Genomic DNA, 26,579 nt, shown 5'->3' on the forward strand with positions numbered 1-26,579 from the left:
CCGGTTCAGGTGCGGTCGAGCAGACGGGTGACATCGACGGGGATCGCGCGCTCTGCCGTGACGTACCAGCCGCGCGTCTGACCGCCGGGGCCCGCTGGGAGGTCGCGCAATCCGACCTCGGCGAGCTCCCCGGCGGTGCGGGCACCGATGACGAGCATCGGGCCGAGCCCCGGGACCCGTGCGAGCGGTGACGAGTAGCCCGGCGTGTGCTGGAGCGGCCAGCCGATGACGCATGCCGGAGCCCTCAGGGCTGTGGTGAGGTCCGATGGATCCGTGAGGTGCGCCTCGAGCACGGCGAGGAGCGTCTGCCTCACCTCGGCTGCGTGCCACGCCTGCTCCACACCGGTGACGAGCAACGGCGTCAGGGCCGCGGTGGTGCGCACACTGAGGACCGGACCGTCGATGTCCGGGATCCACGTCACGGTCTCTCCGCACGGTCCGACGCCGATCCCGACACCGCTGCTCGCGGCGCGGCCCGGCTCTGCGCCGATGATCCCAGCAGCCCCGGTCGCCGAACTCTCAGATCGATGCGGATCGGCACCGCTCGTACGGCGTCGTGCCGAGCGGTGCACCCAGTGGTCCACGTCGCTGTTGCGACCGAAGCCACCTGCATCGATCACCGACACCCGAACACGAGGCGAGCCACTGCGGATCGGCACTGCTCGATCGGCATCGCACCCGGCCCCGCGGCACTCCGTGTCGTCGCGGTGGTGTCCCTCCGCCCCGATCGAGGTGCCCGGTACAGGCGGAACGCGGTCAGAGCATGTGTGCGAGAGCTGGACATCGGCCCCCTGCGGGCCGGTTGAGGACGAAACGGGACCGAGGACGACTGCGCGCCCGGGAGGCCAGGCTCCGGAGAACCTCCGAGTCTGGAGTCCGAGGTGCGCGGTCTCCTGCGGATCGGCCGGCGGGAAGATCACACGCGTTCGGGCCCGCGCGGCGATGGGTGAATGGAGGATCCGCCGGCCGGCCGCGATGACGAACGCCGTCGGGGACCGCCCGGCACCCGACGTCAGCAGCGCTTCCAGGCGCGAGAGCCTGCGGGTGCCCTCGAGCGTCCGGAGCAGCGCATCGAAATCGTCGATGCAGATCATCCTGGGCCGCGGGTCGTCATCGGTCTCGAGGAGCCCCAGGAGGTACTCGACGGCCCACAGCTCGGCGTGATCGGCCACGATGAGCTCACCGGGCTCCGCGCCGTCTTCGTGGTTCCTGGTGTCGAGGATCTCCTCGACGGTCCGGTCGCAACGGCCCCGGGTGAGGAGCACGACGCGGCTGCCGGTGCTCACCGCTGCCGCAGCGAACGACTGCACCGCCGTGCTCGTGCCGCGACCGCGCCCGCCGGTGATGATCACGGATCCGTCCCGAACGGGATCCCATATCCAGCGCGCCGTCCGGTTCTCGTCCGGGAAGTCGAGGAGTCCGAGGTCGGTGGATGACAGCGCGGCATGCGATACGGGCATCGGCGGCAGGACGATCCGCCGCCGAGTGCGGCCGGTGGATCCGGCGATGAAGTGCTGCGAGACCGAGACGAGCGCAGGGACGGTGAGCGCGGCTCCCGCCGTCGGTCCGGGGGCGGGCAGCGCGGCGGAACCGGACATCGTGTCGCGCGGCGCCGGGCTGCGGGTCGTCGCCCGCCGGCCGAGCAGAGCAGTCCAATCCACCCTCGGCGGGGCCGGCGGGTGCTGAGCCGGGGACACGGTGACCTGCGCGGCCCTGAACAGCTCGGGCGGCCCCGTGCGGCTGAGGAGTGCAGCACCGGGGTCGTCGAGCCGCAGGTGCGCGGCGGCGTCGGTTCCGATCACCTCGATCGAGTCGGCGGAGTCGCGCACGCGCAGGGCGAGGCGCAGGGAGATGTTGGCCTTCATGCGTGAGGTGACGATGCCGGAGGGCCGTTGAGTGGCGAGGATGAGGTGGATGCCCAGGGAACGGCCGAGCGCGGTGAGCGATTCGATCATCTCCACTCCGGCGGGATTGTCCTGGATGAGAGCCTGGAACTCATCGATGACGACGACGATGCGGGGCAGCGCGGTGCGGTCGTCGGAGTGCTGGATCGCAGCGTTGAGGGCATCGATGTCGGGGCACCGCTGCTCGGCGAGCAGGGCCTCTCGTCGCAGGATCTCCGCCCGCAGACTTCGGAGCGCACGCATCGCCTGGGTCGGTTCGAGATTGTCGACGACGGCATCGACGTGGGCGAGCTCGGCGAACGGTGCGAACGCCGCTCCGCCCTTGAAGTCGATGAGGACGAAACGCAGTTCGTCCGGGGAGAGCACGGCGGACAGCGCGGCGACCCAGGTCTGGAGCAGCACCGACTTGCCGCTGCCGGTCGTCCCGGCCACGAGTGCATGCGGGCCGTCCTCGACGAGGTCGACGAGCAGGGCTCCGGTCGACGTGGATCCCAGCGGCACCCGCGTCGCCCCGGTGGGTGCCGATCCGGTGGATGATGGCCCACTGGGCACGGAACCTCCGGGTACGGAACCCCTGGGCACGGTACCGCTGCGTGCCGTATCTCTGCGTGCCGTGGAGTCGTGGACCGAGCCCCAAGCGCTTCTCCAGTCGCTGGGTGACGATCTGAGGCCGGCGCGGGAATCCGTCGACCCACGCGGACCGCGAATGAGGAATGTGTCGGCGATGGCCGGCCTCCCGCCGGCTCCTGAGGCGCCGGCCTCCGGATCCGATTGCTCGTGGCCATGGTCTGCAGAGAGCTCGGCAAGGAGTTCGTCGAGGGTGCGGGACGCGGGAACAGCTCCGGCCGGAGCCGCGGGCGGGGGAACGAGCTGGAGGAATCGCTCGGGGCGCAGGCGTCGCAGCTCGATGGCTCCGCCGAGCGGGACCGGGTGGCGGCGCGGACGCGGCGCATCGACCAGGGAGAGTTCGGCGGTCGACAGGGGAGTCGTGCAGTCGATCCGCCATCGCGGCACCACCTCACCAGGCGGTGTCGCACGAGAGGTGAACCGCCCGGACTCACCGAGGCTCGCCGTGGAAGCGGGGCAGCGGATGGACACGGTGATCTGGCCGTCGTCATCATCTCGGCGGTGCGGAACCGGAGCCGGGGCCGGAACCGGAGCGGGAACCGCAGGAAGCACAGGCGATTCTGTGCTGTCTAGCGATGTCATGCGGGCTTCGTCGAGCATCGCTGTGGGGGAGCCGGCTCGGGTGCCCGTTACGCGAGGTCGCCTCGCTCGGTCATCAGGCGCAAGGGGGTCCGTCGAGGATCCCGACGGCACCGCTGCAGGAATCCGTGGCGCCAACTCGATGGTGATGCCGGAACCGGCGACCCGATCTGCCGAGCCATCGGCTGCGGCCACGTCGACGCCGTACCCGGTGAGCTCGGGGAACACCTCGGCGACCGAGCTGTCGGCGAACGCCACCGGCAGTCTGAGGGCGCGGGCACTCGCGACGACGGCGCGTACGACATCGCCGACGACCTCCGGCACTCCGCTGACGTCGAGGTCGACTGCGCTCGGGTCGAACAGCAGCGCACAGTCCTCGAGGACGGGGTGCACCGATCCCCGGCCCACCGGGGGACTGCCGACTGAGCCAACGGCCGCCGAATCATCGCCCGCCGCATCTCTGCCTGTCGCTCCATGGTCCGCGCGGCGGCGACCCGCACGGTTTCGGCCCGGCACTGTGTTCTCCGCGCCCTTGCCGGCCGCATCACGGTCGAATGTCGTGTCCGCTTGGCGGTCGCGGGACCGTCGATCGACCTGTGAACCGACAGCCTCGGTGACGGCTCCCGTGGGCCCGTCGATCACGGCGACCGGCACCGAGAACCGGTCGAGGAGACGCGCGATCCCCGGCGGCGTGGACCGGCGATCAGTTCTGCGGTCGGCCCTGTCGACGCCGGGGAGACCGGCCAGGGTGTCAGGGCTCAGAGCCCGACCGTAACCGAGGACGACGAGCCCGGATTCCAGGGGCGTCGCTGCAGCGGTGCTGGTCGCAATGTCGATCCTCGCAGTCACCTCGGCCGCATGCTCGGTGAGCGCTCGGCGGAACTCCACGACGGATTCTGCCGATTCCCGCTTCCACCGGCGGGTCTCCATGCGCCAGCGCACGCCGGCGGTGAGCGGGCCGGACAGGGTGAACAGCAGGAACCACCACATTCCGGTGACGAGGACGAGGACGATTCCCAGGACGAGCGGCAGGATGTAGAAGGTCCACGAGGGCGTCTCAGGAAGTCGGACCTCCGGCGGCTCGGGTCCGTGCAGGGTCACCGGTCCCGGCGGAGACGGTGGGCCGGGGGGATGGATCGACACCCGGGTGCTGCCGAGTCGGAACGACTGCGGGCCTGCGGGGTCGACGGCGACGGTTCGTTCGACCCCGCCGCACGTGCCCAGCGTGATCCCGCCGGGGCCGTTTCCCATGAGCAGCGGGGTGCGGCTGAGGAAGGGGTCGGCAAGAGGGCGGTCGGCGTCGCACGTCCGCCCGAGGCTCCAGGTGCCGGGCGGGAGCGCGTGGGCGAACCCTGAATCGGGACCTGCCGAGTATTCCACGAGAGTGCCGCTGTTCCCGCCGGTGCCCGCCAGCCGGTCGCCTCGGCTTCCGGGTTCGGGATCGATGAGGGCTGCGGTGGCGCGTGCACACCAAGTCTGCCAGGTGTCGTCGAGGGTCGGCGGGTCGCCCGGGCACCCGCGCGGACGGCAGTCGGAGACGTCGATGGTGGTGGATGGGCGGGCGAAGGGCGTTGCCTCGGGGTTCGGATGCGCGGGCACGAAGTGTTCCTCTGCGGGCGGGTGGGTGCCGGCTCCCGATGTGCCGGGTGCGTGTGCGCCCGGCTCCGTCGCTTCGTCGACCGCGGCGAGCAGGGCCGAGAGCACGGCCCGTGCCGAATGCTCTCCGGGGGCAGCCACTCGAAGGATCCGGGCATCGAAACCGGTGAGCAGGTGGACGAGCAAGGAGGGCATGCGCCGAGGCTATGGTCGGGGTCCTGCAACGGCCAGGCCGAAGATGAGCCTGTGGACAGCGGCACGCTGTCCACAGCGGAATGACCCCGATGCGGCTCGGGCCGTCCACACTTTCGTACGCCGAGGTGGGCTCGAGCCGACGAGGTCGGTCGTCATCCCTCCCGGAGGGCGCCTCGGGCGCGAGCGGTGGCGGTCAGCTCGATACCGCGGGGCACGAACGGGGAGACGAGCGTGGGGCGATAGCGCGCGGAGAGCACGATCTCCACACTGCGGTCGTCCGGCGATTCGCCCTGGACGTCGAGACCGCGGAAGCGGGACGACACCTGCGCGCGGTCGAGGTAGCTCTCGGCTTCTCGCTGCACGGCTACATCGGTGAAGATGATCGCCGGGTCCGAACCGTAGTCCGGCTCGAACGAGTCGGCGGCCGCGAGCGCCGCCGAGTCCGCGAGCGCGTAGAGCTTGCGATGCGCGAGGTAGATGTCGGTGATCACGGCGCCGAGGATGACGAGGACGAGCGCGATCGTCGTGAATCCCACGGCCAGCGGCATGATCGAACCCTCATCGGAGCACAGCGCGGTCCCGAGCCGCTGCTTCCGCACTGCACCGGCGTGCCTGCGAACAGCCTGCCCGGATGTGCGCAGCCCACGGGAACGCAACCCGGAAAAGTTCCTCCACCGGCGCATTGCGATCACCGGTCCGCATCCACGGAGCTCGGCGACCCAGCGTTCGCGAACCCAGCTTTCGCGAACCCAGCACTGGGGGACCCAGCATTCGGTGACTCAGTGTTCGGTGACTCAGTGTTCGGAGACGCAGCGTTCGGAGACGCCGTATACGGGGACACGATGTCGGAGTGCGCGGCGCGCACGGTGACGTGCGGGGCCGAATCGCGGCCGAACAGTGCGGGCAGACCGAGGACCGGGACCCGGGTCTCGACGTGCGCGGTGACCGTCGAGCCGGCCTCGTCACAGGGTCCGCTGCATTCGAGGCGGATCGCCCAGCGCGCATCCTCGACACCGAAGTCCTCGAAATGGAGGCGCGCCATCGCCTCGGCCCGGGCGCCAGCGGAATCGGGGTAGCGCGCGGCGGCCCGGGCGGCATTGATCGCCGTCGTCTGGGTGGCGTAGGACCCGGCCTGCACCTGGCCGAGCGAGAGCACGAGGTAGACAAGGGGAATGAGGAGGACGACCGAGGCGAAGATGAACTCGATGGGCGCCGACCCGCGGTCGGATACCACTGCCGCACGGGTCCGGGGGAGTCGCTGTGTCGGCACGTCTCAGCCCTCGATGTCCTCGGCGATCGCGCGGCCGCTGAGCTCCCACACGCCCTGCGGTCCAAGGAGTCCGAGCACCGGGATCGGGGTCGTCACCGTGACGGTGACGATGTTCGTCCCGGAGACTGCGGACTCGGTGACCTCGACGTCCTGTGCATAGCCATCCCCGATCCCCGCGGTGATGAGGGCCCGGGCGAGGCGTGCGCCGTCGGCCGGCTCCTGGTCGGCGAGAGCAGCCTGGCGTGCCCCCGCGACGGCGGAGTCCGTCACCGTGTTGCGCACGTGCACGGCGATGCACAGCTGGAGCACCGAGACGAAGACCAGGCTCAGCAATCCGCTCACCATGACGAACTCCGCAACGGCGGAACCGGCATCGGGGCGCGCGGCCGAGCGGGAACCGCGACGGGGCTCGGGACGGGACTCCGGACCGAACTCGGGACGCACAGCGAGTCGGATCCCCGAACCGGCCCGGTGGCGTTCGCGGCAGGTGCCGGCAGGTCGGGGTATGCCGGGGGTTCGGGCCGAGCCGGCGGCCCGGGCTTTGCTGGCTGCTCGGGAACTGTCGACTGTTCGCGGAATGCCGGCTGTTCGGGAATTGCCGCTGCCCGGCCACCGCTGCCACCGGGTCAGTGGGCAGGAACTGAGGTTCTTCATGGTTCAGCCGGCGCTGCGGACCTTGTCCATGGAGTCCTGGAACATCGAGGTGAACGCTTCGCCGGCGAGCGCCCAGAGGGCGACCACGAGAGCGGCGGTCATCATCGTGATGAGAACCCAACCGGGCACGTCGCCGCGATCGCTGCGTGCCGCTCGGCGGGAGCCGGGCGCGCGATCATCGAGCGCGACGAGGGCAGTGAGGAACAGGAACAGACGGGTGAAGATCCTCGTGGTCATGGTGGGTACCTTTCTCAAGGGGGGACCGGTCTGCGGCGACCGGGTCTCAGATGGTCGGTTCTCGGGTGGCGCAGTTTCAGTTGCTCTGGGCTCAGTCGATCGGGTCGCGGGCGTGTGCAGAGGAACAGGTCACCTCATCCCGTGAGCTCGAGAACGGCGAGGGAGGGGAACACGGCGAACAGGACGGTGATCGGGAGGACGAAGAGGACAACCGGCACGAGCATCCCGACCTCCTTCTTCCCACTGAGCTCCATGAGGTGTCGGCGGCCCTCGTCCCGGACGTCGGCTGCCTGCGCCCGGAGCACCTCGGCGAGTGGGGTGCCGCGGGAGATCGCGACGGCGATGCCATCGACGAACTGGACGATGCTCGGGATGCTCGTGCGCTTGCCGAGGTTGTCGAGAGCCTCGACGAGCGGGGTGCCGGTCCGCGCCTCGGCGAGGGTGAGTCGGAGCTCCTCGCTGAGCTCCCCGGTCGTGCTCCGGCACGAGCGCTCGAGCGCGTCGACGGTGCCCTCGCCGGCGGTGATCGACAGGGCGAGGAGCTCGGCGATCGTCGGGAACTCGGCGAGGATCCGGGCCTCGCGCTGCTGGACGCGGCGGGTGAGAAGCCAGTCGTTGGCGAAGTGCCCACCCAACCCGCAGATGGCGACGATGAGGATGAAGGCCACGGGATTGAATCCGCGTCCGACGGCGACGACGGTCGCGAGCCCCGATCCGACGACCAGACCGGCCGCGACGAGGAGCAGCTGCAGCGCCCGGAACCGCTCGACCGTCTCGTTCCGGCCCAGTCGAGCGAGGCGGGCAGTGACGCTCGCGTCCACGGTCAGTCGCGATGACAGCCAGCGGCCGAGGCGCCGCACGGCGGAGCGGGCGACACCCCGGATCCCGGCGTCGGTGGGGACAGGGGGACCGTAGAGCTCGGCGACGCGGGGGCGGTCGCGCAGATAGGGGCCCACGCGGTCATCGAGGGTCGGCCTGCGGAACACGGGAAGATTGAGCACGAAGAACGCGAGCGACAGGCCGAGCACCAGGCCGGTGCCGATGACGGCTGCGGGATTGAAGGGGTTGAGGTGCTCCATCAGTCACCTCAGGACCCGCGGTTCGGCCGGGAGGCGACCGATCCGCTTCATCACGGTGTAGGCGGCCAGGGAGACGACGAGGCCGACGAGGAGCAGCGTCGCCCCTGCCGGCGTGTTGTATGCGGCGGTGGTCTGCGGGCGGCTGGCGAGGAGCGCGAGCACGACCCACGGCGCGGCGACGGCCAGACGTGCCCCGGTGACGGTCCAGCTCTGCCGCGCCTGGAGCTCCGCGCGGGTGCGGGAGTCGTCCCGGACGAACTGGCTCAGCGTCTTGAGCATGACCCCGAGATCGGTGCCGCCGACCTCACGGGTGACGGCGAGGGCGGCGACGATGCGGTCCGCCACGGGGTCCGCGCACGCGATCTTGAAGCGATCGAGCGAGAGGGCGAACGACCCGGTTGCCCGGTACTCCTGGGCGAACACGGTGAACAGCGGGCGCAGCTGTTCGGGGCCGCGGACGCTCAAGCCGCTGATGGCCTCCGGCAGCGACAGGCCGGCGCGGATCCCGGAATGGAGGTGGTCGATGGCCTCCGGCCACAGCGTGCGCCGCTCGACCTGGCGGGCGCGGGCCCGCTGGCGCACGATCATGAGCGGTGCGAGACCGGCGAACAGGCCGAAGCAGGCGCTGATGCTCACCGCACCCGTGAAGAGGTGGGCGAGGAGGAGCACCGCGCCGCCGGTGGCGAGGGAGACGACGAGGAGGTGACCGGGGGAGGCGCGCGGGAAGCCGGCGACGGTGAGCGCCTCGTCGAGCTCGACGAGGAACCGGGGCCGAGGAGTCGTGCGGGGTGGGGTGACCCACATCGACCACCAGATGAGGAACAGTCCGCAGCCGATGCCGAGTCCGCACAGCGCCGCCGCCAGCGAGGTGCTCATGCGGCTTCCAGGATGCTGTGGATGTCCTTGCCGACGGCGGCGAAGCGGTCGCCGAGGTGGGTGAAGCCGGGCCCGCGGACGAGCGCACCGTCGTGATCGGTGTGGAAGACGTTCTCGAGCTCGACGACCCCGGCCTCGAGTCCGCCGGGGATCGCGGCGATCTCCTCGACGCGTCGTTGCCCGTCACGGTCGAGGCGGAGGTGGACGACGAGGTCGATGCTGCCGGCGACGGTCGGGGTGACGAACGTCGAGCCGATGTTCGGCCCGGCGAGGAGCGGCAGGGTGCAGAGCTTGGTGACCGCGGAGCGGGCCGAGTTCGCGTGGATCGACCCCATTCCGGGCAGGCCGCTGTTCATCGCGACGAGCAGGTCGAAGCATTCGGCCTCGCGGACCTCGCCGACGATGAGGCGGCTGGGCCGCATCCGCAGCGCCTCCTTGACGAGCTGGCGGAGAGTGATCTCTCCCGTGCCCTCGAGGGAGGGCTGGCGGCATTGCATGGCCACCCAGTCGCGGGCGGGGACAGCGAGTTCGAACACCTCCTCGCAGGTGATGACGCGCTCGCGGGCCGGGATCGAGCCGGTGAGCGCATTGAGCATGGTGGTCTTGCCCGCCTGGGTCGCACCCGAGACCACGATGTTGGCCCCCGCGATCACTGCCGCGTCGAGGAAGGCGGCTGCATTGGCCGGCAGTGTGCCGTTGGCCACGAGGTCGTGCAGGCTGCGCGTGCGGGTGATGAACTTGCGGATGTTCACCGCTGGGTGCGTGCGCGTGATGTCGGGGAGGACGACGTGGAGTCGGGAACCGTCGGGGAGGGTGGCGTCGACGAAGGGGCTCGACAGGTCCACGCGCCGCCCGGAGGTGCGGAGCATGCGCTCGATGAGGTCGGTGACCTCGGCCTCGGTGAGCAGCGTCGGGGTGAGTTCGCTGATGCCGCGGCGGCTGATGAACACGCCCTGAGGTGCGTTGATCCAGATCTCCTCGACCTCGGGGTCGTCGAGGTATTTCTGGAGCACTCCGAACCCGGAGACCTCATCGAAGATCCGCCGCCCGGTCTCCTCGGGATTCGCCAGCAGGGGGAGTGAGCCGGCGAGGGTGCGCTCGTCGTAGTCGTGGATGACCTGGAGGACGAGCTCACGGGTCTGGGAGGGCTCGGTTCGCGGGTCGATGCCACGGGTCCGGATGAGATCGCGGACCTCGGCGGCGATGATGTCGGCGGCGTCCATGGGTGTCCTGTGGGGATCGGGCGCTGAAGCGGTCGGGTGGGGGATGCGTCCCGGATGGGTCGCCCGGGAGGGGGTGTTTCGAGAGGGGTACAGGACCCAAAGTAGACGACCGCAGGTCCCCGGACCAGCCCCGGAATCGAAATTGTGGATAACTGTCGAGTAGCTTTCGGGCGGTACTCCTGGGCGGCAGAAGCCGCACTCAGTGCGTTCATCAGGACCTGACCGAGTCCCGAATAATGGGACTTATATTCAGGGCTTTCTCAACCTGTGTCTCACTGGCCGGGACACGGGCGCGGAACTTTGCGACATTGCTCACACTCGACCTAGTGTTCGATCCACGTTCGGGATTCGGAATCTCCCATACTGTGAGAGCCGGATGGCGAATCCGAACCCACCGCAGTCAGTGCGACGACGATGCAGAGAGGCATGGTGACCGGTGTGATGCAGTCAACCCCTTCCGCCCAGCACACGGCTAGAGAAGCACATGCGCCCCGGCAGGAGCAGTCCGCAGCACCCGCCTCCGCTGCTCCAGCAACACCGGCAGATCCGCCCACTCGCGTCGAGATCCTCGACACCACGCTGCGCGACGGCTTGCAGATCGAGAAGTCGATCGTGCCGACCGAGGTCAAGATCGCACTCGGTCAGCAGCTCGCCTCCGCCGGCCTCACCCAGCTCGAGATCGGCGCCTTCGTCAACCCGAAGAAGGTGCCGCAGATGAGCGACACCGCCGAAGTGCTCGCCGGCCTCCAGCCGCTCGAGGAGATCGGGGTCGACCTCTACACCCTGGTGTTCAACCGGAAGGGCGCCGAGCGCGCGGCCGACGCCGGCGCGAAGAACGTCAAGCTCGTGATCTCCGCCTCCGAGGGCCACTCCCAGGCGAACTCCGACTCCTCGATCGCCCAGGCCGCCGACCGCCTGCTCGACGCGATCGACGCGCTCAAGCCCCACGGCATCCGCTTCGACATCGCCACCGCGGTGAGCTTCTTCTGCCCCTTCGACGGGATCACCGACGTCGAGAAGCTCCTGCCGATCCTCCGCACCTTCACCGACGCCGGCGCCCACGGCATCGGCCTCGCGGACACTGTCGGCAACTCGAACCCCGGGCTCCTCTCCCGCACGACGACCGCCGTGCTCGCCGAGTTCCCCGGCCACCCGGTCAATCTCCATCTCCACGACACGTACAACTTCGGGATGGCCAACGTGTACGCCGCCCTGCAGCTGGGCATCGCGCACTTCGACGCCGCGATGGGCGGCCTGGGCGGCTGCCCGTTCGCGCCCGGCGCGGCCGGCAACATCGGCACCGACGACCTCGTCCACCTGCTCCACCGGGAGGGTGTGGCCACCGGCGTCGACGTCGACCGCCTGGCCGCCATCCGCACCCCGCTCACCGCAGCCGTCGGCCACCCGCTCACCTCGAGCCTGTCCGGGATCCCGGCGACCCCGTCAGAACTGCTCGAACCGCTCCCCGCTCGGACCGCAGGCGGCGCGGCATGAATCTCTCTCTCGAAGGCATCCGCGTCATCGAGATCTCGCACATGGTCATGGGGCCGAGCTGCGGGATGATCCTCGGTGACCTCGGAGCAGAGGTCATCAAGGTCGAACCGCGCGGCGCCGGCGACAAGACCCGTTACCTGCCCGGTTCCGGGGCCGGCCTGTTCCCCACCTACAACCGCAACAAGAAGAGCTTCCAGGCCGACCTCGACGATCCGGCCGACCTCGAAGTCGTGCGCGAGCTCCTCGGCACCGCCGACGTCCTCGTCGAGAACTTCCGCACCGGCAAGATGGCCGGCTACGGGCTCGACCGCGCGACGCTCAAGGAGACCAACCCGGGCCTCGTCTACTGCTCGCTCAAGGGATTCCTCCCCGGACCCTACGGCGACCGCGCCGCGCTCGACGAGGTCGTGCAGATGCTCGGCGGGCTCGGCTACATGACCGGTCCTCCCGGCCGCCCGCTGCGCGCCGGTGCCTCGGTCAACGACATCATGGGCGGCATGTTCGGGGTGATCGGCATCCTCAACGCCCTCATGGTCCGCTCCCGCACCGGCGAAGGCGCCGAGGTGACGAGTTCGCTGTTCGAGAACAACGCGTTCCTCGTCGGCAGCCACATGGTGCAGAGCGAGGTCACCGGCCTCGAGGTCCAGCCGATGCCCAATCGCGAGGCCGCCTGGGCCGTCTACGACATCTTCCGCTCGGCCGAGGACCAGATGATCTTCGTCGCCGCAGTGAGCGACACCCAGTGGGCCGTGCTGTGCGAGGTGTTCGGGCTCACCGAGCTCGCCGCCGACCCCGCGCTCGCCTCCAATTCGGAGCGCGTCGCCCAGCGCGGTCGCATCCACACCGTTCTGCAAGACGCCCTGGCCGAACTGCCGATCGAGAGCATCGAACAGATGTGCGACGCCGCCGGCCTGCCCTACGCGAAGGTCAACGCACCCAGCGACCTCGCGGAGGACCCGCACCTGCTCCGGACCGGAGCCCTGGTGCCCACCCGGATCCCGGACGGCACCGAGGTGCTCGTCCCCCGGCTCCCGCTCACGGTCGACGGCGAGCTCCTCCCCAAACGGAGGGACGTGCCCGCCCCCGGCGAGCACACCGCGGAGATCCTCGCCTCGCTCGGCAGGTGATCCACCGGGTGACAGGCCGGTAATCCGCCGAGGTGCGAGCCGGCCGGCAGGGCCGGCACCGCACCTCACAGCTGTACACACCTATCGCATCTCCACAGCACCACCCGAACAGAAGGACTCGCAATGAAGTCGACGAAGATGTCACGCCTCACCATCGGCGCCGCGGCGCTCTCCAGCCTCGCGCTCGCCCTCGCCGGGTGCCAGTCCGGCGATGGATCCGGCGGCGGGGGAGGCAACTACCCCTCGAAGCCGATCAACGTCAACGCGCCCGCCGAGCCCGGCTCCGGCTGGGACACCACTGCGCGCGCCATGGCGCAGACGCTCGAGGAGGAAGGGATCGTCGACGTGCCGCTGCCCGTGCAGAACAAGCCCGGCGGCACCGGCTGCTCCTGGCTCACCGAGATGATCAACAACCACTCCGGCGCCGACGACCAGATCGCGATCTCCTCCCTGGCCAACCAGACGATGAACAATCGCGGCCTGTGCGAATACGGGCCGGTCGACGCCACGATGATCGCCACGCTCTACGTCGAGAACTTCATCGTCGTCGCTCCGCAGGACGGCGAGCTCACCGACATCGACGGACTCATCAGCGCTCTCGAGTCCGACCCGCAGGCCGTGCCGATCGCCGCCGCCGGCGACGACCGCCTGCCCTTCGCGCTGCTCGCCGACGCGGCCGGGATCAACCCGTCCGAGCTCAACTTCGTCGACTACGAAGGCGGCGGCGAGCAGACGACCGCGCTGCTCAACGGCGACGCCACGGTCGCGATCGCCGGCCTCAGCGAGTTCCGAGCCACCCTCGAATCCGGGGACCTCACGGGCGTCGTCTCCTTCGCCCCCGAGCCGCTCGCCGCGCCCTTCGACTCGGTCCCCACCGCCGTGGACTCCGGCTACGACGTCACTCTCGCCAACTGGCGCGGCGTGTACGGACCGGCCGACATGCCGGAGGAGGCCGTGACCTACTGGGAGGAGACCCTCCAGGAGATGGTCGAGTCGGAGTCCTGGCAGGAGACCGTCGAGAAGAACCAGTGGTCGCCGGAGTTCCTCACCGGTGACGAGATGGACACCTACATCACCGAGGCGAACGAGACCGTGGCCGAAGGCGTCGAGAAGACCGAGATCGGAAGCTGAGCATGACAGCAGCACACGGGTCGACCCCGGACCGGGGTCGTGAACGACGGGCGCCGAGGCGGATCGAGCGGTCCGACCTCGGGGCCGGGATCGTCGTGGCCGTCGTCGGCCTCGGCTTCTTCCTCGAGACGCTGCGGATCAAGCGCACCGGCGACGTCGTCGGGCCCGAGACCCTGCCGGCGATCGTCGGCATCGGTCTGATGATCCTCGGCGCGCTGCTCGCCGTGTCCGCCTTCCGGAAGCACCGGGCAACGCCCGATGAGCTCATGGAACGGTCGCTCGCCGGCAGTGCGGGCCCCGCCGCCGTCGACACGGAGGCCGACGACCGCCCGGCCGCGCAACCGGCGCCGGTGTCGACCCGGGTGCTGCTCAACTTCGCCGTCTTCTTCGGCTACCTCTTCATCTTCATCCCGGTCGGGTTCCTGCTCTCCACGGCAGTGTTCCTGTTCGCGATGACATGCCTGTACAACCGGCGCAGGTGGCTCCGGAACCTCATCTTCTCGGTGGTGTTCTCCACGGTCATCTACTTCGCCTTCAAGAATGGCCTCGGCGTGTACCTCCCGCCGGGGATCCTGGGCTAGGGAGGACCACCATGGATACCCTCAACCTCCTCGGCGGCGGATTCGCCGAAGCCGTCCAGCCCATGAGCCTGCTGTTCGCGCTGCTCGGCGTGCTGCTCGGCACTATCGTCGGCGTGCTTCCCGGCATCGGCCCGATCTCCGCGATCGCGATCCTCATCCCGGTGTCGTTCGGCATGGAGCCGGTCCACGGCCTCATCATGCTGTGCGGCATCTACTACGGATCGATGTACGGCGGCTCGATCACCGCCACCCTGATCAAGACCCCGGGCGAGGTGGCGAGCGCCGTCACCGCGATCGACGGCTACGAGATGGCCCGCCGCGGTCGTGCCCGTGCCGCCCTGGCGACCGCCGCGATCGGCTCGTTCGTCGCCGGCACCCTGGCGATCGTCGGACTGTCGTTCCTGTCGCCGGTCCTCGTGCAGGCCGCCCGGATCTTCGGCGCGAGCGAGTACTTCCTCCTCATGCTCATGGCGCTGCTCCTCGCCTCGTCGATGTCGACCGGCTCGCGGATCAAGTCGCTCGTGTCGATACTCATCGGGCTCGGGGTGGGCCTCATCGGCCTCGATTTCCAGACCGGCCTGCCGCGCCAGACCTTCGGGCTCGACGTGCTCCGCGACGGCATCGACTTCACGATCTTCGCGATGGCCCTGTTCGCCATCCCCGAGGCGATCCGACAGCTGTCGATCGCGTTCACCCCGGGCAGGGACGAGATCCAGAAGATCGAATCCGGCCCGTGGATGACGAAGGACGACTGGCGCCGGTCAGTCGCTCCTTGGGGCCGCGGCTCGGTGCTCGGCTTCATCATCGGTGTGCTGCCCGGCGTCGGCCCGTCGCTCGCGTCCTTCATGTCCTACATCATGGAGAAGCGGATATCGAAGACTCCCGAACGGTTCGGCAAGGGAGCGATCGAGGGCGTCGCGGGTCCGGAGGCGGCGAACAACGCCGGAGTGGGCGGAGCGATGATCCCGCTGTTCAGCCTCGGCATCCCGGGTTCGGCGACGACCGCGCTCCTGCTCTTCGTGTTCACCATGTACGGGCTGCAGCCGGGGCCGCTGCTGTTCCAGCAGGAGTCGACGCTCATCTGGACGATCATCGCGAGCATGTACATCGGCAACATCGCGCTCGTCGTCCTCAACCTCCCGCTCGTCGGCGTGTTCGTCAAACTCCTCAAGCTCCCGCCCGAGCTCCTGTTCGGCGCGATCCTCGTGCTCGTGTGCGTGGGCACCTACGCGATCAAGTTCAGCCTCACCGGCATGCTCATGCTCGGGGTGTTCGGCGCGATCGGCTACCTCATGGAGAAGTTCGGGTTCCCGCTCGCCCCGGCGATCCTCGCCCTCGTGCTCGTGCCGCTGCTCGAGGACAACTTCCGCCGGCTCCTGCAGATCTCCGGCGGCAGCCTCATGCCGCTCATCACCCGTCCGGTGTCGCTCGCGCTCGTCATCGCGATCGTGCTCGGCATCGTCGTCCCGATCATCCTGCGTGCGGTGCTCCGTCGGCGTGCGGCGGCCCGCACCTCGGTGACGGTGTGAGCGGGATCGGCTCTTCTCGATCCGCGCGGATCGGATCTCAGCGATGAGCGCGGTCGGCGTCATCGACAAGTGCGCGTCGATCCTCGCGCTCATCGCGGGGAACGCGCTCTCCGGCGCCGAGGTGTGCACCCGCCTGGGAATGTCGCGCTCCACCGGGTACCGGCTGCTCCAGGCGCTCGAGGAGCATCGGTTCATCGAGCGCGGTGCCTCCGGTGACTTCGTACTCGGGCCGTTCCCGACCAACCGGCCCACTGCCGACGTGCGCGAGGTGCTCACCGCGATCCGCAACGTCACCGGGGAATCGGTGCAGCTGTGGATGCGTCACGGCGAGCTGCGCGCCTGCGTGCTGTCGGTCGAATCGCTCAACGAGCTGCGGATCTCCAAGAGCGCGGGCTCCGCGCTCCCACTCGCCGACGGCGGGTCGGCCGCGCTCGCGTTGCTCGGCCCGGTCGACGGCCACGAGCTCTACCTCACCCAGCAGGCTCGGCGAGCGGGCACCGGCTCCGCGAGCGTCGCTTTCACCGCCGGGTCGGAGGCGCTCGCGGTATGTGTGTCGTTCCCGCTGGCCAGAATGCCTGCAGATGTCGAGGGTGACATCGCCCGCCACCTGCGGCAGGCCGCAGGGGTGCTCGGCGACACCCTGCCCGGCAGCGAGGCGCTGACGATCCTGCGCGCCGTCGCCGAGGCCTCGACCGTGCAGTAGGCGCTCCCTGCAGCTGCGGTTCGGCACAGCTGCGGTTCGGCACGGCTGCGGATCGTGGCTGCAGGGGTTGAGCGCATCGGGCGCTCGGCGCACCGCGTCCATGGACAACCGTGCGCCCGCGGAGGATCCGGCGGCGCCCGGCGGCGCCGGGACCCGCCCGTGCATGCACTACCCTGGAATCACTATGGCCACAGACTTTCCTTCCGAGATCGCTGCCCTGCAGCAGACCTTCGCCTCGATCCGCGAGGTGTCCGACGTCGACCAGCTGCGATCCGAGGTGAATGAGCTGACCGAGGCCGCCGCCGCGCCCGATCTGTGGGACGACCCGGAGGCCGCGCAGCAGGTCACCTCGAAGCTCTCCCACAAGCAGTCCACCCTGGAGAAGCTCGAGAGGTTCGACTCCCGGATCGAGGACGTCGAGCTCCTTGTGTCCATGGCCGAAGACGAGGACGACGCGGAGACCCTCGCGGAGGCGGAGGCGGAGATCGGCAAACTGCGCCGCGAGCTCGACGCGCTCGAGATCTCCACGCTCCTGTCCGGCGAGTACGACGAGCGGGCCGCCGTCATCACCGTGCGCTCCGGCGCCGGCGGCGACGACGCCACCGACTTCGCGCAGACGCTCGCCCGGATGTACGTGCGCTGGGCGGAGGCGAAGGACTACGGCGTGCAGGAGCTCGACACCTCCTATGCGGAGGGCGCGGGCGTGAAGTCCGCGACGATCCAGATCAACGCCCCCTACGCCTACGGCACGCTGTCCGTCGAGGCCGGGACCCACCGGCTCGTGCGGATCAGCCCCTTCGACAACCAGGGACGTCGGCAGACCTCGTTCGCCGCGGTCGAGGTGGTCCCGCTGATCGAGTCGAGCGACCACGTCGACATCGACGAGAACGACCTGCGGATCGACGTCTACCGGTCCTCCGGGCCGGGCGGCCAGTCGGTCAACACCACCGACTCCGCCGTGCGCATCACGCACGTGCCGACCGGAACGGTGGTGAGCATGCAGAACGAGAAGTCGCAGATCCAGAACAAGGCCGCCGCGATGCGCGTCCTCCAGTCGCGCCTCCTCCAGCTCAAGAAGCAGGAGGAGGCCGCCGAGCGCAAGGACCTCGCCGGCGACATCAAGGCGAGCTGGGGCGACCAGATGCGCTCCTACGTCACCCACCCCTACCAGATGGTCAAGGATCTGCGGACCGGCCATGAGGTCAACAACCCGCAGGCCGTGTTCGACGGCGACCTCGACGGGTTCCTCGAGGCCGGCATCCGGTGGCGCAAGGAGGGCCAGAAGGCCGCGGAGGCGGAGGCCGCCAACCCCTGATCCGCACCCGGGCCTGAAACCTGGCTCTGAAACGCACAGCGCCCCGGACCGACGATGTCGGTCCGGGGCGCTGCACCGTGCGAGGTGATCCCCTGCTGGGCTGGTCAGGGCGGGTTCAGCCGATCACTCGCTCGGGTGCTCCGTCTTCTCAACGGGGGAGGGCTTGGTGTCAGTGTCGGACTCGGCGGACTCCGTGTCGCGCTCGACCGGTGCGGTGTCGTCGCCGTCGATCGTGCCGTCGGAAAGCTCCGAGCGATCCGCCTTCTCCTCTGCGTGCGGGGTGGTGGAGTCGGTGATGCCCTGGTCATCGGAGTGATCCGGCGTGTGCGCGGCGTCGGCGTCGTCGCCCACCGTGTCCGAGGCGCCCGCCACTCCCGAGGAGCTCACATCGAGCCGCTCGTGGTCCTGCGGAGCATCCGGCCCGCCCGGCTCGGTCGCCTCGGGGTCGCCGGTCTCCGGTTCGGCCTCGACGGGTGCGCTATCCGGCTGCTCGTCGGTTGCCGAGCCGTCTGCCACAGGTTCGGCCGGCGTCTCGTTCGTCGCCGGGGCCTCGTCCTTCAGCGGGGTCTCCTCCTTCGCGTCTTCCGTATCCGGTTCCGGCGATGCGTCCGTCGCGCCGGCCGCGCTCGCAGTCTTCCCGGCAGGGGTCGACTCGCTACCGGGAGTATCCTCCTCGATCGAAGCCTGATCATCGGTCGCAGGCTCCTCGTCGGCCGGGGTCTCGTCCGATGCCGGTGTCTCCTCGACGACGACCTCGTCCTCGACGGCGGTCTCCTCGGCGGCAGACGTGTCGGTCGGTGCGTCGGCGGAAGCGGCGTCCGCGTCGGCAGTCTCCTCGACCGGGGTGGTCTCCTCTGCGGGAGTGAACTCGTCGTCCGGAGTGGATTCGTCGGCCGGGGCCTCCTCGACGACGGTGGTCTCTTCGACCACGGTCTCTTCGGCGGTGGGTGCGTCGGCAGGCGCCTCGTCGGCGGTTGTCTCCTCAGCCGGGGTCTCCTCGACAGTCGTCTCCTCTTCCACGACGACCTCCTCCTCGACGGGAGCCGGAGGGGTGTACTCGAGGTTGTAGTGGGCGTAGAGGGCGTACCCGGCGTCGTCGCTGAGCGTGGACCCGTGCATCGACGGCGCGGACTTGATGACCGACTTGGGATACGGCACCCAGACCCCCGATTCGGTGACGGTCGACCGATCGAGCGGGAGCAGCGGGTGCGAGCCGAACAGTCCGGTGTTGACCGACACCATGGTCGGTTCGCCGGCGGGATCGCGGTGGATGTCGGCGACGGTGCCGACCTTCCGGCTCCCCACCTCGAACACCGTGGCATCGGCCAGCGGGTCGCGGAGGACGACGTGTGCGGCCGAGGTGTCCGCCGACTCCGCCTCCTCGGTGCCGTTCGAGGTGTCCTGCTCCGGGCTCTTGTCACTCATGTGGGGCTCCTCTGATCTGCATCGTTCCCTGTCACCTGGTGTCTCCACTTTACGGTGACCGTGCGGCCTTGGGAACGGCGAGGTGGGTCGAACGGTGGTCTCACCTGCGGCCGGACGATCGACGCCGGGCGGGTCTCACCGGGCGATCAGCCGCCCACGGTGGTCCCACGCGGCGGCAGGGGAGCGCAGAGGGGCCGGTTCCGCAGCTGCGGAACCGGCCCCTCCGGCGAACTGACCCTGATCAGCGGGACCCGGTGGTGGTCACCGTGGTGATCCCCGGGCCCCGGTGGCGATCAGTGGCGGGCGTCGCCTCGGCCGTCGACATCACGCGCATCGGTGGCACGACCCTCGGTGCCGCGAGTATCGGCGTCGACGTCGATCTGCTCCTTGCGGACCTCGCCGGACACCGTCTCGGAATCGGTGACGGTGCGCTTGCCGACGTTGACCTTCTCCGTGGCGACGGTCTCCTTGTCGACCACCGGGCGCTCCTCGCGCAGGGTGATGGTCTCCTCGGCGCCGTCGGCGCGGCCGTCGATCGAGCCGGTGCGGGCCTCGGCGGAGTTCGGGTCGATCGATTCGCGCTCGACGACGAGCTCCTCGCGCTGGACCGGGACCTCGACCTGCTGGTTCTCCGACACGACGCGCTTGCGCAGACGGGCCTTGCCGGCCTCGCGCTGCTCGGTGCCGACCTTGAGGCGCTCCTCGTGGGCGACGACCTGCTTGCCCTCGGCGCCCTGTCCGGCAACGCGGTCGGCGTCACGGCGGTCGGCGTCACGGCCTGCGGTGCCGGCGGCTCCCGCTGCCCCGGCGGCGGTACCGGCAGCGGCGCGGTTGACCGCATCGGTGCGGTCACGGCCGTCGCCGGCGACGCGGTCATCGCTCACGCGGCCGTCATCGTCGTAGGAGAGGCTGTAGTACTCGAAGATGCGACGCTCCTCGGCCGGGTCGAGGTGGCCGTCGGCGTCGATGTTCGGCGCGTCCTTGATGAAGTCCTTGGTGAAGGGGACCGTGAAGCCGTCCTCGGTGCGGGTGGCGGCGTTGAGGGGCACGAAGGTCTCGTTCGTGCCGAACAGTCCGGTCTTCACCGTGGCGAACTTCGCCTCGTCGGTCTGGTCGTCGAGGTAGACCTGACCGATCGAACCGACCTTCTTGCTGTCCTGGTCGTAGATATTGGCATTGGTGAGATCGTCGAGATCGAAGCGATCGTTCATTAAAATCATCGTCCTCTCGGTGGTGCGTGTTCGAGCGGCCCCGGAGGGCCCTTACCTCCTTCACTCTGGTCGAGTCGGGACCACAAGGCGAGTAAGCGGAGCTGAAACCTGAATAATCAAGGCGTCCTGTCAGACTGTGCACAAGGATCCTTGAGGATTCTGCGCCTCGCTCCGGGAATATAATCCGGCTCCCGCGGAATCTCGGGCCAGCCGCGTCGGCCGCGGCGCTCGGAAACCTCCCGGACGACCCGCCGACCCCGCCCTGTGACCCGCCGACCCCGGCACGCGGACCCCGCTCGTCGCCTCGCGCGGACCCCGCCGAGAGCGGCGAACGGCTCCTGCGATCCGGCGCGCCATCCGGCGGCCGCCGGCTCTGCCGACACGCCTGGACGGTTCGGCCGGAGGGTCCGCGGTTCCGGCCGCCGCGCTCCGTATAGTCGAGGTGGTCCCCGTCCTCCAGGCGATTGAGAAGAAACTGCGTGATCACCTTCGAATCGGTCACCAAGACCTATGATTCCAAGGCCGACCCTGCCCTGAACGACGTCTCCTTCACCGCCGAGGCGGGGGAGTTCGTGTTCCTCGTGGGCGCCTCGGGCTCGGGCAAGTCCACGGTGATCCGCCTCGTGCTCCGCGAGGAGGTGCCCACCCGGGGCCGGATCCGCGTGGCGGGGAGGTCGATCATCCGGATGCCCTCGTGGAAAGTGCCCTACCTGCGGCGCAGCATCGGCACCGTGTTCCAGGACTTCCGTCTGCTGCCGAACAAGACGGTCTTCGACAACGTCGCCTTCGCACTCCAGGTCATCGGCAAGTCGTCCGCGGCGATCTCCACCCTCGTCCCCGACGTCCTCGAGACCGTCGGGCTCGAGGGCAAGCACCGGCGCCTGCCGCACGAGCTCTCCGGCGGCGAGCAGCAGCGCGTCGCGATCGCCAGAGCCGTGGTCAACAAGCCCGGCATCCTCCTCGCCGACGAGCCCACCGGCAACCTCGACCCGGTGACGTCCACCGACATCATGGAGGTGCTCGAGCGCATCAACCGCAACGGCACCACGGTCCTCATGGCCACCCACGACGGCGACATCGTCAACCGCCTGGGCAAGCGCGTCATCGAGCTGCGCGGCGGAGTGATCGTGCGCGACGACGAGCAGGGCACGTACCAGGTGGGCGCATGAGACTGTCGTTCATCTTCTCCGAGGTCCTCGTCGGCCTCAAGCGCAACGTCTCGATGGTGCTCTCCGTCGTCCTCGTGACCTTCGTGTCCCTCCTGTTCGTCGGCTCCGCGATCCTCCTGCAGATGCAGATCAACGGGATGAAGGACTACTGGTACGACCGCGTGCAGGTCGCCCTGTTCCTGTGCCCGCCCGACTCCGAGGCGCCCACCTGCGCCGCCGGTGAGGCGACCACGGAGCAGAAGGACGCGATCCGCGCCGCGCTCGACGGGCAGGACCTCGCGCCCTATGTCGAGGAGGTCCACTTCGAGGACAGGGCGATGGCCCACCAGCTGTTCGAGGAGCAGTTCGAGGGCACCTCGCTCGCCGGCACGATCCCCGAGGACCAGATGCAGGAGTCGTTCCGCATCAAGCTCACCGACGCCGAACAGTACGAGATCATCGACGAGTACTTCTCCGCCACCCCCGGCGTGGAGGAGGTCGTCGACCAGAACCAGCTCCTCGACCAGCTGTTCTCGATCATGAATGTCGCCACCGCGATCGCGCTCGCCATCGCGGTCATCATGCTCCTGTGCGCCGTGCTCCTCATCGCCACCACCATCCGTCTGTCCGCCTACTCGCGGCGCCGGGAGACCGGGATCATGCGCCTCGTGGGCGCCTCGAACGCCTTCATCCAGATGCCCTTCATCCTCGAGGGCGTGATCGCAGCCGTCATCGGCGCGCTGCTCGCCGCGCTCGCACTCGGCCTCGTCGTGCAGTTCGGCGTGCAGGGGTGGCTCCAGGACCAGGCGGCGAGCTTCGAGCTGATCTCGCTCGGCGACGTCCTGCTCGTGGCCCCTGTGCTCGTCGTCATCGGCATCCTCATGGCCGGGGTGTCCTCCGTGCTCACCCTCCGCCGGTACATGAAGGTCTGACCGATGCGACCCATCCCGACCCCCACCAGAACCCGGCAGCGGACCCGGATGCTCCACCGCGGCCGGTTCCACGGCAGCGGCGCCCGCAGGGTCGTCCTCGCCCTCACCGCGGCGACGCTCGCCGTGCTCATGCCGGTCGCCGGCCTCGCGGCGAACCCGCAGGAGAAGAAGGATGCCGTCGACGAACGCGTCGAAGAGCTCACCCGCGAGTTCCAGGGACTCGATGAGAAGCTCGCGCGAGTCATCGCGGAGAAGGAGGCCGCCGAGGAGGCGATGCCGGCCGCGGAGGACGCGCTGTCGCAGGCCGAGGACGAGCTCGCCGAGGCGCAGCGCGAGGACGAGGAGCTCGCCGCACGCATGACCTCGGCGCAGAACGCGCAGGAGGACCTCCGCGCCGAGATCGACGCCGGCGAGCAGGAGCTCGCCGACAGCCAGGGCGCGGTCACCCGCATCGCCCGGCAGGCCTACCAGAACTCCGGCGTCACCTCCGACCTCGCGCTCCTCCTCCAGATGGCCTCGAGCGACACCGGGGCCCAGGGACTCGGGCGGGTCGACTCCGCCGTCCGCTCCCAGCAGCGCACGATCACCCGGCTGTCGGAGCAGCGCACGACGAACCGGAACAACCAGGACCGGCTCGATGCGATCGCCGTGGAGATCGAGGACCTCAAGGAGGAGGCGGCGGCGGCCGTCCTCACCAAGGCCGCGGCGGAGAACGACGCACGCCAGCGCAAGACCGACCTCGACTCCCTCATCGACACGAAGGACCGCGCCTCGCAGACCATCGAGGACAACCGGGCGAAGACCGAGGAGGAGCTCAAGAACCAGCAGGAGGAGCAGGAGCGGCTGGCCGAGGAGGTCGAGAAGTGGGAGCGCGAGGCCGAGGAGCGCGGCGAGACCCTGCCGGGCAACGGCGAGCTGCGCAACCCCGCGCCCGGCTACCCGGTGACCTCGCCGTTCGGCTACCGGATCCACCCGATCACCGGCTCGCGCCGCCTCCACACCGGCACCGACTTCGGCATCCCCTGCGGCGACCCGGTGCGTGCCTCCGGCGACGGCATCGTGGTCTCCTCGGGCTGGGCCGGCGGCTACGGGAACCGGGTGGTGATCTCGCACGGCAAGGTCGACGGGAAGACCATCGCATCCACCTACAGCCACAACACGCGCAACACTGTGCGCGCCGGTGACCGGGTGTCCCAGGGCGACGTCATCTCCCGCGCCGGCACCACCGGCTCCTCGACCGGCTGCCACCTCCACTTCGAGATCATGCAGAGCGGCGCCTACGTCAACCCGATGCCGTTCATCCAGTAGCGCGGCCCATCCGGCAGCGCGGCCCATCCGGCAGCGCCGTCCGTCCGGCGGCGCCGGTCGGCGCTCGGGCGACCTGTACACTGGTGGATCTGTGCCCACACCTCGGGCACGCGCGAGTTCCGCGCTCGCGGGGCGGCATCCGCGCCCAGCGCACGGCAGGCGACGATCGGTTCGGGAGGAGGACCATGGCCAAGGGAAGCCAGAAGAAGACCGGGAAGAACGCCAAGACCGGCGCGAAGACCGGCGGCAAGGACGCGATCACGACGATCGCCCGCAACCGCAAGGCGCGCCACGATTATCACATCGAGGACACCTATGAAGCCGGCCTGGTGCTCACCGGGACCGAGGTGAAGTCCCTCCGCGAGGGCCGCGCATCGCTCACCGACGGCTTCGGCCTGATCTTCCAGGGCGAGGCCTGGCTCGAGGGCATCTACATCCCCGAGTACGTGCAGGGCACGTGGACGAACCATGCTGCCCGCCGGCGGCGCAAGATGCTCCTCCACAAGGACGAGATCCTCAAGATCTCGCACAAGCTCAAGGAGTCCGGGCGCACGCTCGTGCCGCTCGAGCTCTACTTCGTCGGCTCGCGGGTCAAGGTCGAGATCGCCGTGGCGCTCGGCAAGAAGGACTGGGACAAGCGCCAGGCGCTGCGCGAGAAGCAGGACGCCCGCGAAGCCCAGCGCGCGATGTCGCTCCGCCGCCATATGTGACCCTCGCGCCACCCTGTGGGTATCGCTGTGGACCGAGATTCCTACCATCGAGTTGGACGCTTGTCCACACCGTTTCGGAATGATTTTAACTCGCCCCTGACCTGCGACGATGCATGTTATCCACAGATGGGTTCACCTGCTGTGCAGAACGTGTGATCAGCTGTGGACAACCGGTGGATCCCCAGACCCCTGCCCGGCATTCTGCCGCCTGCTGCCGGGGGTCTGCGGCCGGTGGCCTGTGGACCGACGCGCTGGACCGGAGCGGCCGTGCAGCCGCACGGTGACACGGCCGAACAGTTGTGACACAGTCGAACGGCGGGTGACGCGGCCCGGTGGCGGGCTCCGGCATGGTCTGTGCTCCGGCATGGTCTGTGCTTCGGTGCACGGTGCTCAGCCGTGGACGCCGACGAAGCGCAGGTTCGGGCGACACAGCGCAGGTTCGGACGGCGTGGTGCAGGTTCAGGCCGCTGCTCGGCACGGTCGGGAATGAAAGTGGACGCACGGCTGTTGTCGGGAGTAGCATCAAAGGTCCGGCTGGCAACTGAGCGGGTTCGCTTCCGCGCAGGCGCAGTCGGTTGGCAAGTGAATATGGGGATGATCGGTTTCGACGTTGGACATGGCGTCGGGAGAAGCGGGCCGAGAATGCAGAGTCAACTCGTTAATGTCCTCTGCAAAACAATAGGTGCTAAGTCTAACAACCGCACCGATTTCGCCCTCGCCGCCTGATAGCGCGAGCTGCGAATCCGTCAGCCTAGAGTTGCTTCCGCTCTAGTTCCTGGCGTCAGCTAGGGAGCCACTGCTGTCGGCACATGTTGGGGGTGTCGATGGGACTCTTACTCAACTCCGTTCGTTGGTCTACGTGTTCGTGCGATGACCAGGACCTAAGAAGCTGTTTCACGAACTGCGCCCGGAGAAGACCCGGTAATATGCCGACGGACGCGGGTTCGATTCCCGCCATCTCCACTTGTGGACTGCCCTCGGGGATCGCTGACGTCACGCGGACCTCGGGGGCTTTCTCCTGCCCGGATCTCGGGTCTCGGTTCGCGGACCTCGGGTCTCGGGCCTCGGGCCTCGGGTCTCGGGTCTCGGGTCTCGCAAGCGTGCACCATGTGTAGCGCATCGATGCTGCCGGTGCAGGGGTGCGGAGCCGCCCCAGCGGGGAAGCGGCACCCATCTCTCCTCGACCGGGGGATGCGAGTGTTCCTGCACCACGCGGTCGAATCTGCGTCCATGAGGCCCGGATGCGCTGGAATTCAATTGCATCGATGGGAATCACTCGCATTCGGCTCTCCGCGCACGATTTGCCGGGCCCGAGGCGCCGGCGGTGATCTGCTGAGTGCGTCTCGACTCGACGCATGCGCCACCGGGTCGGAGGCACAGCACACTTCTCCGCAACGCTGCGCACTGCTCCGCACTGCACTTCTCCGCCGCGCACTGCTCCGCGGCGTTCCGCCGTCCGTTTCCCGCGGCTCCGTACCCCCTTCTGCGGCGCCATACCCCTCCCGTACCCCCTCCCGCGGCCCCGTACCTCCCTCCCGCACGTCGCCGAAGGCGATCAGAGCGATCGCGCCGCCGGACCACGGGATCGCGGTGCGACCCGTGACAGTGCAGAGAACTGCGGAATCGCTCTGGTGGTGTCAAGCTTCTAACGCATCAGGAGCTTTTCGAACATGTCGGCCGGGGTCTGCAACTCGAGTGTGGGCCTCGGCCGCGTGTTGATCAGGT

Annotated in this window: 21 protein-coding genes and 1 other RNA gene; 12 read left to right on the top strand and 10 right to left on the bottom strand. The window is 69.2% G+C overall.

The features are described 5' to 3' along the window. Positions 1-5: 5 nt before the first annotated feature. The 8 genes from AB0I45_RS12315 to AB0I45_RS12350 form a co-directional block, all read right to left on the bottom strand. Positions 6-2,405, bottom strand: coding sequence for an FtsK/SpoIIIE domain-containing protein (locus AB0I45_RS12315; protein ID WP_360318532.1), 2,400 nt, complete (start codon positions 2,403-2,405; stop codon positions 6-8). Positions 2,406-5,053: 2,648 nt separating this feature from the next. Next, positions 5,054-5,500 (bottom strand): pilus assembly protein TadG-related protein, encoded by a 447-nt coding sequence (locus tag AB0I45_RS12320; protein WP_295686556.1) that lies wholly within the window; start codon positions 5,498-5,500, stop codon positions 5,054-5,056. A gap of 89 nt (positions 5,501-5,589) precedes the next feature. Next, positions 5,590-6,135 carry a hypothetical protein gene (locus AB0I45_RS12325; RefSeq protein ID WP_247423002.1) on the bottom strand — a complete coding sequence of 182 codons (546 nt, stop codon included), beginning with the start codon at positions 6,133-6,135 and terminating at the stop codon, positions 5,590-5,592. A gap of 39 nt (positions 6,136-6,174) precedes the next feature. Beyond that, positions 6,175-6,615 (bottom strand): TadE family protein, encoded by a 441-nt coding sequence (locus AB0I45_RS12330; RefSeq protein WP_295686548.1) that lies wholly within the window; start codon positions 6,613-6,615, stop codon positions 6,175-6,177. 213 nt (positions 6,616-6,828) lie between these two features. Next, positions 6,829-7,062, bottom strand: a complete 234-nt coding sequence (locus AB0I45_RS12335; RefSeq protein ID WP_247422998.1) for a hypothetical protein — start codon at positions 7,060-7,062, stop codon at positions 6,829-6,831. Between the two features lie 134 nt (positions 7,063-7,196). Then, positions 7,197-8,141, bottom strand: coding sequence for a type II secretion system F family protein (locus tag AB0I45_RS12340; protein ID WP_137319068.1), 945 nt, complete (start codon positions 8,139-8,141; stop codon positions 7,197-7,199). A 3-nt stretch (positions 8,142-8,144) separates the two neighbouring features. Then, positions 8,145-9,017, bottom strand: coding sequence for a type II secretion system F family protein (locus tag AB0I45_RS12345; RefSeq protein WP_247422997.1), 873 nt, complete (start codon positions 9,015-9,017; stop codon positions 8,145-8,147). Next, positions 9,014-10,240 carry an ATPase, T2SS/T4P/T4SS family gene (locus tag AB0I45_RS12350; RefSeq protein WP_137319070.1) on the bottom strand — a complete coding sequence of 409 codons (1,227 nt, stop codon included), beginning with the start codon at positions 10,238-10,240 and terminating at the stop codon, positions 9,014-9,016. Before AB0I45_RS12350 ends, AB0I45_RS12345 begins: the two co-directional genes overlap by 4 nt. A 441-nt stretch (positions 10,241-10,681) precedes the next feature. Between AB0I45_RS12350 and AB0I45_RS12355 the strand changes: the two genes are divergently transcribed. The 7 genes from AB0I45_RS12355 (at position 10,682) to prfB (ending at position 18,120) form a co-directional block, all read left to right on the top strand. Beyond that, on the top strand, positions 10,682-11,734 hold the full coding sequence (locus tag AB0I45_RS12355; RefSeq protein WP_295686538.1) for a hydroxymethylglutaryl-CoA lyase: 1,053 nt from the start codon (positions 10,682-10,684) through the stop codon (positions 11,732-11,734). Beyond that, complete coding sequence (locus AB0I45_RS12360; protein ID WP_295686536.1) at positions 11,731-12,861, top strand: CaiB/BaiF CoA-transferase family protein; 1,131 nt, start codon at positions 11,731-11,733, stop codon at positions 12,859-12,861. The genes AB0I45_RS12355 and AB0I45_RS12360 overlap by 4 nt, the downstream gene beginning before the upstream one ends. Positions 12,862-12,984: 123 nt before the next feature. Beyond that, positions 12,985-13,992 (top strand): tripartite tricarboxylate transporter substrate-binding protein, encoded by a 1,008-nt coding sequence (locus AB0I45_RS12365; RefSeq protein WP_295686533.1) that lies wholly within the window; start codon positions 12,985-12,987, stop codon positions 13,990-13,992. Positions 13,993-13,994: 2 nt separating this feature from the next. Further along, entirely contained in the window at positions 13,995-14,573 is a 579-nt protein-coding gene (locus AB0I45_RS12370; RefSeq protein WP_295686530.1) for a tripartite tricarboxylate transporter TctB family protein, read from the top strand. Between the two features lie 11 nt (positions 14,574-14,584). Beyond that, on the top strand, positions 14,585-16,102 hold the full coding sequence (locus tag AB0I45_RS12375) for a tripartite tricarboxylate transporter permease (protein ID WP_295686527.1): 1,518 nt from the start codon (positions 14,585-14,587) through the stop codon (positions 16,100-16,102). Positions 16,103-16,145: 43 nt separating this feature from the next. Continuing rightward, positions 16,146-16,805, top strand: a complete 660-nt coding sequence (locus AB0I45_RS12380) for a helix-turn-helix domain-containing protein (RefSeq protein WP_295686525.1) — start codon at positions 16,146-16,148, stop codon at positions 16,803-16,805. A 184-nt stretch (positions 16,806-16,989) separates the two neighbouring features. Next, positions 16,990-18,120: a peptide chain release factor 2 gene (gene prfB, locus AB0I45_RS12385; protein ID WP_137319071.1), complete on the top strand. Its 1,131-nt coding sequence runs from the start codon at positions 16,990-16,992 to the stop codon at positions 18,118-18,120. A 123-nt stretch (positions 18,121-18,243) separates the two neighbouring features. Here prfB and AB0I45_RS12390 read toward each other — a convergent pair whose 3' ends face one another. Further along, positions 18,244-19,545, bottom strand: a complete 1,302-nt coding sequence (locus AB0I45_RS12390) for a hypothetical protein (RefSeq protein ID WP_295686517.1) — start codon at positions 19,543-19,545, stop codon at positions 18,244-18,246. A 293-nt stretch (positions 19,546-19,838) separates the two neighbouring features. Beyond that, positions 19,839-20,756, bottom strand: coding sequence for a PRC and DUF2382 domain-containing protein (locus AB0I45_RS12395; RefSeq protein ID WP_295686514.1), 918 nt, complete (start codon positions 20,754-20,756; stop codon positions 19,839-19,841). A gap of 479 nt (positions 20,757-21,235) precedes the next feature. Between AB0I45_RS12395 and ftsE the strand changes: the two genes are divergently transcribed. From ftsE to ssrA, 5 genes are all read left to right on the top strand, one after another. Beyond that, complete coding sequence (gene ftsE / locus AB0I45_RS12400) at positions 21,236-21,925, top strand: cell division ATP-binding protein FtsE (RefSeq protein ID WP_137319074.1); 690 nt, start codon at positions 21,236-21,238, stop codon at positions 21,923-21,925. After that, entirely contained in the window at positions 21,922-22,836 is a 915-nt protein-coding gene (gene ftsX, locus AB0I45_RS12405; protein WP_247422987.1) for a permease-like cell division protein FtsX, read from the top strand. The genes ftsE and ftsX overlap by 4 nt, the downstream gene beginning before the upstream one ends. Before the next feature lie 3 nt (positions 22,837-22,839). Further along, positions 22,840-24,144 carry a M23 family metallopeptidase gene (locus AB0I45_RS12410; RefSeq protein WP_295686504.1) on the top strand — a complete coding sequence of 435 codons (1,305 nt, stop codon included), beginning with the start codon at positions 22,840-22,842 and terminating at the stop codon, positions 24,142-24,144. 185 nt (positions 24,145-24,329) lie between these two features. Further along, entirely contained in the window at positions 24,330-24,854 is a 525-nt protein-coding gene (gene smpB / locus AB0I45_RS12415) for an SsrA-binding protein SmpB (RefSeq protein ID WP_295686502.1), read from the top strand. A gap of 590 nt (positions 24,855-25,444) precedes the next feature. Beyond that, positions 25,445-25,820, top strand: a transfer-messenger RNA (tmRNA) gene (ssrA, locus tag AB0I45_RS12420). Positions 25,821-26,579 lie beyond the last annotated feature (759 nt).

Source organism: Brevibacterium sp. NPDC049920, from assembly GCF_040656435.1.
GTDB lineage: Bacteria > Actinomycetota > Actinomycetes > Actinomycetales > Brevibacteriaceae > Brevibacterium > Brevibacterium pityocampae.

Coding starts and splice junctions, on each gene's coding strand:
- AB0I45_RS12345 (WP_247422997.1), bottom strand. CDS start 9,017: ATGAGCACCTCGCTGGCGGCGGCGCTGTGCGGACTCGGCATCGGCTGC.
- AB0I45_RS12365 (WP_295686533.1), top strand. CDS start 12,985: ATGAAGTCGACGAAGATGTCACGCCTCACCATCGGCGCCGCGGCGCTC.
- AB0I45_RS12370 (WP_295686530.1), top strand. CDS start 13,995: ATGACAGCAGCACACGGGTCGACCCCGGACCGGGGTCGTGAACGACGG.
- AB0I45_RS12350 (WP_137319070.1), bottom strand. CDS start 10,240: ATGGACGCCGCCGACATCATCGCCGCCGAGGTCCGCGATCTCATCCGG.
- smpB (WP_295686502.1), top strand. CDS start 24,330: ATGGCCAAGGGAAGCCAGAAGAAGACCGGGAAGAACGCCAAGACCGGC.
- AB0I45_RS12375 (WP_295686527.1), top strand. CDS start 14,585: ATGGATACCCTCAACCTCCTCGGCGGCGGATTCGCCGAAGCCGTCCAG.
- AB0I45_RS12335 (WP_247422998.1), bottom strand. CDS start 7,062: ATGACCACGAGGATCTTCACCCGTCTGTTCCTGTTCCTCACTGCCCTC.
- AB0I45_RS12395 (WP_295686514.1), bottom strand. CDS start 20,756: ATGAACGATCGCTTCGATCTCGACGATCTCACCAATGCCAATATCTAC.
- AB0I45_RS12340 (WP_137319068.1), bottom strand. CDS start 8,141: ATGGAGCACCTCAACCCCTTCAATCCCGCAGCCGTCATCGGCACCGGC.
- ftsX (WP_247422987.1), top strand. CDS start 21,922: ATGAGACTGTCGTTCATCTTCTCCGAGGTCCTCGTCGGCCTCAAGCGC.
- prfB (WP_137319071.1), top strand. CDS start 16,990: ATGGCCACAGACTTTCCTTCCGAGATCGCTGCCCTGCAGCAGACCTTC.
- AB0I45_RS12360 (WP_295686536.1), top strand. CDS start 11,731: ATGAATCTCTCTCTCGAAGGCATCCGCGTCATCGAGATCTCGCACATG.
- AB0I45_RS12390 (WP_295686517.1), bottom strand. CDS start 19,545: ATGAGTGACAAGAGCCCGGAGCAGGACACCTCGAACGGCACCGAGGAG.
- AB0I45_RS12355 (WP_295686538.1), top strand. CDS start 10,682: ATGCAGTCAACCCCTTCCGCCCAGCACACGGCTAGAGAAGCACATGCG.
- AB0I45_RS12410 (WP_295686504.1), top strand. CDS start 22,840: ATGCGACCCATCCCGACCCCCACCAGAACCCGGCAGCGGACCCGGATG.
- AB0I45_RS12380 (WP_295686525.1), top strand. CDS start 16,146: ATGAGCGCGGTCGGCGTCATCGACAAGTGCGCGTCGATCCTCGCGCTC.